Below are 10,701 nucleotides of genomic sequence, written 5' to 3'. Positions count from 1 at the left end.
TTCTTGGCAGTGGGGACGACGACCGCTCGGCGGTGCGGGGCTCCTCGCTGGGGGAAGCACGCTGCGCACCATGTGCCGGGGGGAGCCATGAGCACAATGACGATGGGGACAATGGGCCTGACGGACCTGAACGACCTGAACGATCTGACCCACTTGAACGACCTGGCGGTGCTGACCGGGGGACCGGTCACGCGCTCCGGACTGGCGCTGGACCTGCCCGCCAGGCTGCTGGACGAGGAGTTCGGCCAGAGCGCGGTGTGGCGCTTCGAGGACTTCGACTTCCCGGCCACGCTCACCCACGAGCCGACCCGGCGCTTCCTGCGGGACATGGGGCTGCCCGAGGACCACGGCTTCTTCCAGCTGGACACGGACATCCCGCTGCCGACCCTCGCCGAGTACTACGCGGACGAACGTCCCGGCGAGTTCGCCCTCGAGCGACTCCCGGCCGGAGCGGCCCACCTGATCCGCCTCGGCCACTTCGTCGAGGGCAACAGCCTCGTCGTCGACGGCACCACCGGCGCGATCCTCAACTGGAGCGAGCGCGAGTCGACCCTCTGTCCCCTTGACGCCGACATCTCCACCCTCGCCTTCACCCTCTGGCTCCTCCACCGCGAGAAGCACGAGGGAACCGCCGCGGGCTGCTGGGTGGAGACACTGCGCAACAGGGCCTGCGCGGACCTCTGAGACCGCCGGGCACACAAGGATGGCCGACCACTGAGAAGCGGTCGGCCATCACACCGTGCTGGAGGCCGTGGCGGGAATCGAACCCACGTAACTCGCTTTGCAGGCGAGCCCCTGAACCACTCGGGCACACGGCCGTTCTCGTGTTCGTTTGTCCTTCCACAGCCGTGGCGGGAATCGAACCCACGTAACTCCCCGCGAGCGGAGCTCGCTGATGGATGCAGTGCAGGCGAGTCCCTGAACCACTCGGGCTCACGGCCGGGTCGGGAGTGGCGGGGTTGTGGTGCCCGTCGCTCCGAACTCGATGTGTAGACCGTAGGCGGGGCTCGGGTGGGGGCTCAAGGGGTGCGGGGGTGCTGCAACGGGACTGCCATACGCCGTTCATGAACGGCGGGGCGTACGACGAAAGTCCCAGGTGGTGGGGGACTCCGGACAGGGGCGAATGTCGGTGGTGCCTCTTACGCTGGCGGGCATGGCCGACTCCGAAGCGCGTGGCACGGGCGTCACGCGGACCCCTGACCCGCCCGTGGCTCCCGACGGTGAGGAGAGCGTGCTGAGCCGCTCCTACCGGGGGCTGAGTATCGGGATCGTCTCGGTCGTGCTGCTGATCGCGTTCGAGGCCATGGCGGTCGGCACGGCCATGCCGGTCGCGGCGCGGGAGTTGGACGGGATCTCGGCGTACGGGTTCGCGTTCTCGGCGTACTTCACGACGAGCCTGTTCGGGATGGTGCTGGCGGGGCAGTGGTCGGACCGGCGGGGGCCGTTGGGGGCGCTGACGGCGGGGATCGGTGGCTTCGCGGCCGGTCTGGTGCTGTCGGGGACCGCCGGGGTGATGTGGCTGTTCGTCCTCGGCCGGGCCGTGCAGGGGCTCGGCGGCGGGCTGGTGATCGTCGCGCTGTACGTGGTGGTCGGGCGCGCGTATCCGGAGCGGCTGCGGCCCTCGATCATGGCGGCCTTCGCGGCGAGTTGGGTCGTCCCGTCCGTGGTCGGCCCGCTCGTCTCGGGCGCGGTGACGGAACAGCTGGGCTGGCGCTGGGTGTTCGTGGGCATTCCGGTGCTGGTGGTGCTGCCGTTGGGGCTGGCGCTGCCGCAGATACGGCGAAGGGCCTCCGGGCCGGTGAAGACGGCGGGAGCGGAGGGAGCGGCGGGAGCGGAGGGAGCGGAGAGGACGGCGGGGGCGGAGGGGACGGCGGCGCGGGGCGACTCCTCCTCCTCTGACGCCGCCTCTTCTTCCTCCGCCTCTTCTTCCTCCTCCTTCGACCGTCGCCGCATCCGGCTCGCCTTCGGTATCTCGCTCGGGGCCGCGCTGTTGCAGTACGCGGCGCAGGATCTGCGGTGGTGGTCGGTGGTGCCGGCGGTCGCGGGCGCCGGGCTGCTGGTGCCGGCCGTGCTGGGGCTGTTGCCACGGGGGACGTATCGGGCGGTGCGGGGGCTGCCGTCGGTGGTGTTGTTGCGCGGGGTGGCGGCGGGGTCGTTCATCGCGGCCGAGTCGTTCGTGCCGTTGATGCTGGTGACGCAGCGGGGGCTGTCGCCGACGCTCGCCGGGTTCTCGCTCGCGGCGGGTGGGGGGACCTGGGCGCTGGGGTCGTGGGTGCAGGCGCGGGCGCGGGTGGAGCCGTACCGGGAGCGGTTGATGACGCTGGGGATGGTGCTGGTCGCGGCGGCGATCACCACGCTGCCGGGGGTGCTGATCGACTCCGTCCCGGTGTGGATCGTGGCCGTCGCGTGGGCCTTCGGGTGCTTCGGGATGGGGCTCGTCATCTCCTCCACCAGCGTGCTTCTGCTCCATCTCTCCGCCCCCGAACAGGCCGGTACCAACTCCGCCGCCCTCCAGATCTCGGACGGCCTCTCCAACGCCCTTCTCCTCGCCGCGGGGGGCGCCGCCTTCGCCGCGCTGGGCGGCGGTACGGTCGCCCACACGACCGGCACCACGGCCTCCGGTGCCGGTTCGCACCCGGTCGCCTTCGTCGCGGTGTTCCTGCCGATGGCGGGGGTGGCGCTGGTGGGGGCTTGGGTGACCACGCGGTTGCGAGCCATCTCCATCTAAGAGTGGTACCACTTTGACCCCTGTCGATGGTACCGTTTTGGTATGGCTATGAACCTGCGTCTTCGTGACGATCAGACCGAAGCTCTGAAGCTGCGTGCCGACGAGGAGGGCACAAGCATGCACGCCATACTGCTCAAGGCGGTGGATGACTACCTGGCCAGGACGGCTCATGAGGCCCTTGTGCGAAAGGCCGCCAAGGAGCAGACCGTCAAGTGGGCCGAGCTGTTGGAGCGGCTCAAGTGACATGCGTCTATCTGTCGGCCGAGGACGTCCTGGCCATCGCCGAGCTTGCCGTCGATGACCAGGACGTTGTCGTTCGGGACGCGGGCCTGTTGGAATCGGCCGTGCATCGCCCCTCTGCCTCGATGTTCGGGCAGGAGGCGTACACCGACCTGTTCGGGAAGGCGGCGGCCCTCCTGCAGTCGCTCGTGATCAACCATCCCCTGGTCGACGGCAACAAGCGCACGGCCTGGACATCCTGTGTCGTCTTTCTCGCCATGAACGACGTGCAGCTCCGGCCGGACATCGACGCTGCCGAACGCCTTGTGATCGCCGTGGCCACCGGTGACGTGGATGAGGTCAAGGTCATCTCCGAGGCTCTGCGGGAGCTTGCCGAGCAGCCGATGTGAGCTGAGTCCCACCTGCGGGCGACCCGGCCCCCTTCGCGCGTTGACGGAACCGGGTCGCCGGTAGGGTGGCCCGGTTGTCATACGTGGCCGAGGTGTCCGAGTCGCTGCGCGAGTCGCCCTGGGCTGCCCGCCGAGCCGCTCGACCCCCAGACCGGAGACCGTGACTACTACCGCCGCCTCCTCGAACCACCACCTCTCGCCCGCCTTTCCCGGCCGTGCCCCCTGGGGTACCGCCAGCAAGCTGCGTGCCTGGCAGCAGGGGGCGATGGAGAGGTACATCCAGGAGCAGCCACGTGACTTCCTCGCGGTCGCGACGCCGGGCGCCGGGAAGACCACCTTCGCGCTGACGCTCGCGTCCTGGCTGCTGCACCACCATGTCGTGCAGCAGGTGACGGTCGTGGCGCCCACCGAGCATCTGAAGAAGCAGTGGGCCGAGGCCGCGGCGCGGATAGGGATCAAGCTGGACCCGGAGTACAGCGCGGGGCCGCTCAGCAAGGAGTACGACGGGGTCGCGGTCACGTACGCGGGTGTGGGCGTGCGCCCCATGCTGCACCGCAACCGCAGCGAGCAGCGCAAGACCCTCGTGATCCTCGATGAGATCCACCACGCGGGAGACAGCAAATCCTGGGGCGAGGCCTGCCTGGAGGCCTTCGAGCCCGCCACCCGGCGGCTCGCGCTCACCGGTACGCCGTTCCGTTCCGACACCAACCCCATCCCCTTCGTGACGTACGAGGAGGGGATGGACGGGATCCGGCGGTCGTCCGCCGACTACACCTACGGATACGGCAACGCGCTCGCCGACCACGTCGTGCGGCCCGTCATCTTCCTCTCCTACAGCGGCAACATGCGCTGGCGGACCAAGGCGGGGGACGAGATCGCCGCGCGCCTCGGCGAGCCCATGACCAAGGACGCGGTCAGCCAGGCCTGGCGTACCGCCCTCGATCCGCGCGGCGAGTGGATGCCGAGCGTGCTGCGCGCCGCCGACCAGCGGCTCACCGAGGTCAGGAAGGGCATCCCGGACGCTGGCGCCCTGGTCATCGCCACCGACCAGGACTCCGCCCGCGCCTACGCCAAGCTGATCCGCGAGATCACGGGGACGAGCGCGACGGTCGTCCTCTCCGACGACTCGGGCGCCTCGAACCGTATCGACGAGTTCAGCGCCGGCACCGACCGGTGGATGGTCGCCGTGCGGATGGTGTCCGAGGGCGTCGACGTGCCCCGGCTGGCCGTGGGGGTCTACGCCACCACCATCTCCACCCCGCTCTTCTTCGCCCAGGCCGTCGGACGTTTCGTACGGTCCCGGCGGCGCGGCGAGACCGCGTCCGTGTTCCTGCCGACCATCCCCGACCTGCTCACCTTCGCCAACGAGATGGAGGTGGAGCGGGACCACGCCCTCGACAAGCCGAAGAAGGAGGGCGAGGAGGACCCGTACGCCGAGGAGGACAAGCTCCTGGCGGAGGCGGAGCGGGAGCAGGACGAGGACACCGGCGACCAGGACATGCTGCCGTTCGAGGCGCTGGAGTCCGACGCCGTGTTCGACCGGGTCATGTACAACGGCGCCGAGTTCGGCATGCAGGCCCACCCCGGGAGCGAGGAGGAGCAGGACTACCTCGGGATTCCGGGGCTCCTGGAGCCCGACCAGGTGCAGTTGCTGCTCCAGAAGCGGCAGGCCCGCCAGATCGCGCACAGCCGCAAGAAGCCGGACGCCGAAGCCGACCTGGTGGAGCTGCCGGCCGAACGACGGCCCGTCGTCACCCACAAGGAGCTGCTTGAGCTGCGGAAACAGCTCAACGGCATGGTCGGCGCGTACTCCCATCAGACCGGCAAGCCGCACGGTGTCATCCACACCGAGGTGCGGCGGGTGTGCGGCGGACCGCCGAGTGCCGAGGCCACGGCGGGGCAGCTGCGGCAGCGGATCGCCAAGGTGCAGGAGTGGGCCACCCGGATGAAGTGACGTGACGTCCCGGGGAGCGAGCAAGCAAGCGGGCGGGCGGGCATGCGAGCGGGCGGGGGGCATGCGAGCGGGCGGGCATGCGAGCGGGCGGGTCAGGGCAGAGCACGCTCCGGGGAGTGCGCTCTGCGCGGTGCGCCCGTACATAGCGTCACAAATCGAAGTAGTCCGTACCGGTCACTGCCCGGATTCTGGACGGAGTCTTCCGCTCAGCGAACCCGCTCGTCTACTGTCCCGCTACGCACACGCCCCGTGGCAGCGCCGCCGCGGAGCGCAGCCGTGAAGCGACTCCGCCCGGATCATCCGGGTTCAGCCGATCGGCGGCCTCTGTAGCGCGTCGCCGACGGGACCGGTGACGCATCAGCCGTGACAGGGGTCGCCGCCCTCACCCAAGAAGGAGTGGGCGTCGTGACCGCGGAGACCTCTCAGACGCTTGATCGGGGACTGCGTGTCCTCAAGCTGCTCGCCGACACCGATCACGGGCTGACCGTCACCGAGCTGTCCAACAAGCTCGGGGTCAACCGGACCGTTGTGTACCGCCTGCTCGCCACCCTGGAGCAGCACTCCCTCGTACGACGTGACCTGGGCGGACGTGCCCGGGTGGGGCTGGGGGTGCTGCGGCTCGGGCGGCAGGTGCATCCGTTGGTGCGGGAAGCCGCGCTGCCCGCGTTGCGGTCGTTGGCCGAGGACATAGGGGCGACCGCCCATCTCACGCTCGTCGACGGGACCGAGGCGTTGGCCGTCGCGGTCGTCGAGCCGACGTGGACGGACTACCACGTGGCGTACCGGGCCGGGTTCCGGCACTCGCTGGACCGGGGTGCAGCGGGGCGGGCGATTCTGTCGGGCCGGCAGCAGCCGGGGGACTGGCCGGGGTACGCGCTCACGCACGGGGAACTGGAGGCGGGGGCCAGCGGGGCCGCCGCGCCGCTGCTCGGGGTGACGGGGGTCGAGGGCAGCGTGGGGGTCGTCATGCTCGCCGACGTGGTGCCGGAGCGGGTCGGGCCGCGTGTCATGGACGCGGCCCGAGAGGTGGCCGACGCGTTGCGGTGAGCGGGTCGGCCGTCGGCGGCCCGCGGGTCATGCCAGGGCGTCCAGGGTGTCCAGCCAGTCCAGCAGGTGTTTGTTGAAGATGTCCGGCTGCTCCATGTTGACGTAGTGGGCGGTGCCCTCGACGGAGATGGCCCGGCCCTCGCCGGCGACCGTGCCGACCAGGCGTTCGGCCATGGCGATGAGGTCCGGGGCGTCCAGGGCGCCGTTGATGGCGAGGGTGGGGGCGGTGATGGTGGCGGCGCGGGCCCAGGTGTCGGTCACCGGGACGTGCCAGTCCGTCTCGCCGACGGTGTGCTTGGCGGCGGTGGCGCGGCTCATCTCCCGTACGCGCCGCACGACGTCGGGGTCCACGTCGTCGACCGCGCGGTGCGGGCCCGCGACGGCCTCGCCGACCACGTCGAGCCAGCCCTCGATGTCGCCGGACATCAGCGTGCCGTAGTACCGGGCGACGCTGTCCTTGGTCCAGGGGTCCGTGTGCTCGGGCTCGCTGGTCCCGACGCCGCTGACGACGAGGGCGCGTACGAGTTCGGGGTGCTCCAGTGCCGTGTCGACGGCCGTGCCCCCGCCCATCGACATGCCAATCAGGACCGCCGGGCCGGTGTCCAGGTGACGCAGCAGCGCGGCGAGGTCGTCGGTGAGGCGGAACGGCCTGCTGGCGTTGGCGGAGGCCCCGTGCCCTCGGGCGTCCGGCGTGATGACGCGGTGGCAGGCCGCCAGGGCGGGCACCAGATCGCGCCACATGCGGTGGTCGGTGAAGCTGCCGTGCAGCAGCGCGAGCGGGGTGCCCGAACCGACGTCCTGATAGGCGAGCGGACCGTCGTCGGACAGGAATGTGCGCGTGAGGGCCTGCGAGGCATCTGTCATGACAACTAGGGTGTCATGTTGGAGGGGTGGATGACAACCAGGTTGTCATTCTGCCCGCGGCGGAGTCCCGCAGGGGAGCGTGGAAGAGAATGATGCGGTGACAGAGAACGATGCGGTGACAGAGAACGATGAACCGCTGCCGCCCGACGCGCTCGCCGGGCGGCTGTCCGAGGTGTTCGCCGTCCTCGGTCCCCTCTACCGGCGGACGACCCGCGCGCTGGAGCTGAAGGAGCGGAAGGAGGGGTTCCCCGTCGGCGTACGCGCCGTCCTGGAGCTGTTGCGCATGGGCGGGAGACCCATGACCGTGCCCCAGATGGGACGGACACTGGCGCTGAGCAGGCAGTTCGTGCAGCGGATGGTCAACGAGGCGGCGGGGCAGGACCTCGTCGAGGCCATCCCGAACCCCGCGCACCAGCGGTCCTCCCTGATCCGGATCACCGGCACCGGCCGGGCGACCATCGACGCTCTGGTCGCCCGGGAGAGGCTCCTGCTGGAGCGGGCCGGCGGTGATCTGACGGGGGCCGACGTCGACGCCTGCCTACGGGTGCTGACGCATCTCCTCGCGCTCTTCGAGGACGTGGACGTCAACTGAGGCCCGGCCGACGCGCTGCCTCGGCCCCGCCCCCGGGCACCACCGCCCCCTGGCCGGAAGGACCCCTCACGTTAGATTGATCCCGTGCTCTCTCGTCTCTCCAGCCTTTCGCGTCCCGTGGCCGTAGCCGCATACGCCCTGCCCGTCGTGGGGCTGCTCGCCACGGCGGTGTTCGCGCCGTTGCCGTTCTCCGTGGCGCAGCCGGGGATGACGGCGAACGTGCTCGGCGAGAACAAGGGGGAGCCGGTGATCACGATCAGCGGCGCGGAGGCCCGGAAGACCAGCGGTCAGCTGCGGATGACGACGATCGAGGCGACCGGTCCTGACGCCCGCGTCGGGCTCGGCGAGGTGATCGACAGCTGGTTCCGCACGGACCAGGCCGTGATGCCGCGCGACGCGGTCTATCCCAGCGGTGACACCGCCGAGGAGATCCAGGAGTACAACGAGGCGGAGATGAAGGAGTCCCAGGACACGGCCACCGAGGCGGCCCTCGCCTACCTCGGCGAGGACTCCGACGACATCGAGGTCACCCTGCGCCTCGCCGATGTCGGCGGCCCCAGCGCGGGCCTGCTCTTCTCCCTCGGCATCGTCGACAAGCTCGACGGCGACGGCAGCGGCGGTGACCTCACGGGCGGCCGCGTCATCGCCGGTACGGGGACCATCGACCCGGAGGGCCGGGTCGGCGCGGTCGGCGGGGTCACCCTCAAGACCCAGGCCGCCCACCGTGACGGCGCGACCGTCTTCCTCGTCCCCAAGGCCGAGTGCGCGGACGCGAAGGCCGAACTGCCCAAGGGGCTGCGGCTCATCCCGGTGACGACCCTGAAGGGCGCGGTCGGCTCGCTCGTGGCGCTGGAGACGGGCAAGGGATCCGTACCCGGCTGCTGACCGGGGACTGAGGACCGCTGATCGCTGATCGCAGACCGCAGACCGCAGACCGCGGACTGCTGACCGATGGAGCCGTACGGAGTAGCCCGGGGGTCACCCCTCCCGTACGAACCCCTCCGCCACCATCCACTCCAACGCCACCCGGTGCGGATCCTCCCCGTCCACGTCCACCCTGGCGTTCAGCTCGCGCGCCACGTCGTTGTTCAGCTTCTTCGTGATGGGCGCGAGGACGTCGGCGATCTCCGGCCACTCCTTCAGCGTCGCGGAGTTGATCTCGGGGGCCGCGTTGTAGTGGGGGAAGAACCTCCGGTCGTCGGCCATCACCGCGAGCTTCATCGACGCGATGCGCCCGTCGGTCGTGTAGACCTCCCCGAACAGGCAGCTCCCCTTGGCCGCCTGGGTGTAGATGATCCCGCTGTCCATCTGCGTGATGTTCCCGGTGGGCAGGCTCATCCCGTACGCCTTCTGCATGCCGGGCAGCCCGTCCGCGCGGTGGGCGAACTCGCTCTCCACGCACAGGGTGACGGCCTCGGGCTCCTTCGCCGCCAGCACGGCCACGTCGGAGAGGGTCTTCGTGCCGTACGCCTTGGAGTTGGCGCGGTTCAGGGCGAGGGCGTACGTGTTGTCGAGCGCGGAGGGCGGCAGCCAGGTCAGGCCGTTCTTCAGGTCGGCGTCACGCACCTCCTCCCACTGTCGGCGCGGGTCGGTGAGGGGGGTGCTGTTGCCCTGGTAGGTGATCCAGGCGGTGCCCGTGTACTCGTACATGGCGTCCGCGTCCCCGCTCCGCACCGCCTCCCGGGCGCCGAACGACCCCTGGATGCCGGTGCGGTCGAGCACCTCCGCGCCGGCCGCCTGGAAGGCGATGCCCATGACGGCGCCGAGGATCAGGTTCTCGGTGAAGTCCTTGGAGGTGACGGTCAGGTCGGCGCCCTCCAGCGGTCGGCCCCGGCCGACCGAGCCCGGCTGGACGTCGTCGGTCATCGGGGAACCGCTGGTCAGCCCGCAGCCGGCCACCAGCAGACTCCCCAGCAGCAGGGGCGCACGCCGGCTCATGAAGCCGCCTCCAGCCCCCGTGGCCGGAGCGCCAGTTCGGCCAGCGAGGCGAGCCAGTCGACCAGCAGGGCCAGGGTGACCGTGAGGATCGAGCCGAGCACGAGGACGGGCATGCGCTGGGTGGTGATGCCGGTCGTGATCAGTACGCCGAGGCCGCCGCCTCCGCCGAAGGTGGCGAGGGTCGCCGTGCCCACGTTCAGGACGAGAGCCGTGCGAACGCCCGCGAGGATCAGCGGTACGGCCAGGGGGAGTTCGACACGGGTGAGCACCTCCGCCGGGGACATGCCGATGCCCCGGGCGGCTTCGAGGAGGGTCGGGTCGTTCGCCTTCAGACCGGCGATCGTGTTGGCGAGGACGGGCAGGACGGCGTAGACGATCATGCCGATCAGGGCCGCCCTCCGGCCGATGCCGAGCCAGATCACCAGCAGGGCGAGCAGGCCGATGGCCGGGGTGGCCTGGCCCATGTTGGCGACGGTCAGGGCCACCGGGGTGGCCCTCCGGCACGCTTGCCTGGTCAGCAGGACGCCCAGTGGGATCGCGATGATCAGCACGAAGAAAGTGGAGATCGCGGTCAGCTGGATGTGCTGCCACAGGGCCTGCCCCACCTGCCCGTTCGACAGCGCGTTCACGGAGATCGCGTCCAGCTCGGCCTGCTGGAACCAGATCCAGGTGGCGAGGAGGACGACCACGAGGACGGAGGGCAGGAACGTCAGCTTCTGCCAGGTCACCCTGGGGGCGGGCGGCCTGTCCGGCGGCGGGGTCTCGTCGACGGGAGGCGCCGAACCCGGCGCGGACGGCCCGGCCGACGCGGGCGTGTCGGCCGACGCGGGCGTGTCGCCCGGCCCGGAGACGCCATCCGCGGTGATCGCCGAGCCTGCCTCGGCGGGGGTGGCGGTGGTCGTGTCGGTGGCGGTGGCCTTGATCGCGGATCTCACTTCGGCGGCGGCTC

General features: G+C 70.7%; 11 protein-coding genes and 2 tRNA genes. 8 read left to right on the top strand and 5 right to left on the bottom strand.

The genetic code is table 11. The features are described from left to right. Positions 1–87: 87 nt before the first annotated feature. A complete protein-coding gene (locus tag OG202_RS19360) occupies positions 88–684 on the top strand; it encodes an SUKH-4 family immunity protein (RefSeq protein WP_328223205.1) in 597 nt (198 codons plus the stop codon). Between the two features lie 59 nt (positions 685–743). Here OG202_RS19360 and OG202_RS19355 read toward each other — a convergent pair. Next, a tRNA-Cys gene (locus OG202_RS19355) sits at positions 744–818 on the bottom strand. A 25-nt stretch (positions 819–843) separates the two neighbouring features. Next, positions 844–941: transfer RNA gene (locus tag OG202_RS19350), tRNA-OTHER, on the bottom strand. 212 nt (positions 942–1,153) lie between these two features. Here OG202_RS19350 and OG202_RS19345 point away from each other — a divergent pair. From OG202_RS19345 to OG202_RS19325, 5 genes are all read left to right on the top strand, one after another. Beyond that, positions 1,154–2,728, top strand: coding sequence for an MFS transporter (locus tag OG202_RS19345; protein WP_328223204.1), 1,575 nt, complete (start codon positions 1,154–1,156; stop codon positions 2,726–2,728). A 42-nt stretch (positions 2,729–2,770) separates the two neighbouring features. Continuing rightward, entirely contained in the window at positions 2,771–2,971 is a 201-nt protein-coding gene (locus OG202_RS19340) for a CopG family transcriptional regulator (protein WP_327729476.1), read from the top strand. Next, entirely contained in the window at positions 2,968–3,357 is a 390-nt protein-coding gene (locus tag OG202_RS19335) for a type II toxin-antitoxin system death-on-curing family toxin (protein WP_327729477.1), read from the top strand. Before OG202_RS19340 ends, OG202_RS19335 begins: the two co-directional genes overlap by 4 nt. A gap of 160 nt (positions 3,358–3,517) precedes the next feature. Continuing rightward, positions 3,518–5,311, top strand: coding sequence for a DEAD/DEAH box helicase (locus OG202_RS19330; RefSeq protein WP_326582445.1), 1,794 nt, complete (start codon positions 3,518–3,520; stop codon positions 5,309–5,311). Positions 5,312–5,716: 405 nt separating this feature from the next. Beyond that, complete coding sequence (locus tag OG202_RS19325; protein WP_326582446.1) at positions 5,717–6,358, top strand: IclR family transcriptional regulator; 642 nt, start codon at positions 5,717–5,719, stop codon at positions 6,356–6,358. A gap of 27 nt (positions 6,359–6,385) precedes the next feature. Here OG202_RS19325 and OG202_RS19320 read toward each other — a convergent pair whose 3' ends face one another. Next, positions 6,386–7,222: an alpha/beta fold hydrolase gene (locus OG202_RS19320; protein ID WP_328223203.1), complete on the bottom strand. Its 837-nt coding sequence runs from the start codon at positions 7,220–7,222 to the stop codon at positions 6,386–6,388. A gap of 115 nt (positions 7,223–7,337) precedes the next feature. Between OG202_RS19320 and OG202_RS19315 the strand changes: the two genes are divergently transcribed. Together OG202_RS19315 and OG202_RS19310 are read left to right on the top strand one after the other, a co-directional pair. After that, complete coding sequence (locus tag OG202_RS19315) at positions 7,338–7,814, top strand: MarR family winged helix-turn-helix transcriptional regulator (protein WP_328223201.1); 477 nt, start codon at positions 7,338–7,340, stop codon at positions 7,812–7,814. A gap of 117 nt (positions 7,815–7,931) precedes the next feature. Continuing rightward, on the top strand, positions 7,932–8,699 hold the full coding sequence (locus tag OG202_RS19310; RefSeq protein ID WP_326582449.1) for a S16 family serine protease: 768 nt from the start codon (positions 7,932–7,934) through the stop codon (positions 8,697–8,699). 93 nt (positions 8,700–8,792) lie between these two features. Here OG202_RS19310 and OG202_RS19305 read toward each other — a convergent pair whose 3' ends face one another. After that, the gene (locus OG202_RS19305; RefSeq protein ID WP_328223200.1) at positions 8,793–9,752 is read right to left on the bottom strand and encodes a glycine betaine ABC transporter substrate-binding protein; all 960 of its coding nucleotides are present in this window, start codon (positions 9,750–9,752) and stop codon (positions 8,793–8,795) included. After that, positions 9,749–10,618 carry an ABC transporter permease gene (locus OG202_RS19300; RefSeq protein WP_405896037.1) on the bottom strand — a complete coding sequence of 290 codons (870 nt, stop codon included), beginning with the start codon at positions 10,616–10,618 and terminating at the stop codon, positions 9,749–9,751. Before OG202_RS19300 ends, OG202_RS19305 begins: the two co-directional genes overlap by 4 nt. Between the last annotated feature and the right edge of the window lie 83 nt (positions 10,619–10,701).

The sequence above is a fragment of the Streptomyces sp. NBC_00310 genome (assembly GCF_036208085.1).
GTDB lineage: Bacteria > Actinomycetota > Actinomycetes > Streptomycetales > Streptomycetaceae > Streptomyces.
The sequence above is the reverse complement of the archived record's forward strand: the minus strand, read 5'-3'. Positions and strand labels throughout refer to the sequence as shown.

Excerpts from the sequence above, each read along its gene's own strand:
- OG202_RS19360 (WP_328223205.1), top strand. The coding sequence starts at position 88 with ATGAGCACAATGACGATGGGGACAATGGGCCTGACGGACCTGAACGAC.
- OG202_RS19345 (WP_328223204.1), top strand. The coding sequence starts at position 1,154 with ATGGCCGACTCCGAAGCGCGTGGCACGGGCGTCACGCGGACCCCTGAC.
- OG202_RS19340 (WP_327729476.1), top strand. The coding sequence starts at position 2,771 with ATGGCTATGAACCTGCGTCTTCGTGACGATCAGACCGAAGCTCTGAAG.
- OG202_RS19320 (WP_328223203.1), bottom strand. The coding sequence starts at position 7,222 with ATGACAGATGCCTCGCAGGCCCTCACGCGCACATTCCTGTCCGACGAC.
- OG202_RS19305 (WP_328223200.1), bottom strand. The coding sequence starts at position 9,752 with ATGAGCCGGCGTGCGCCCCTGCTGCTGGGGAGTCTGCTGGTGGCCGGC.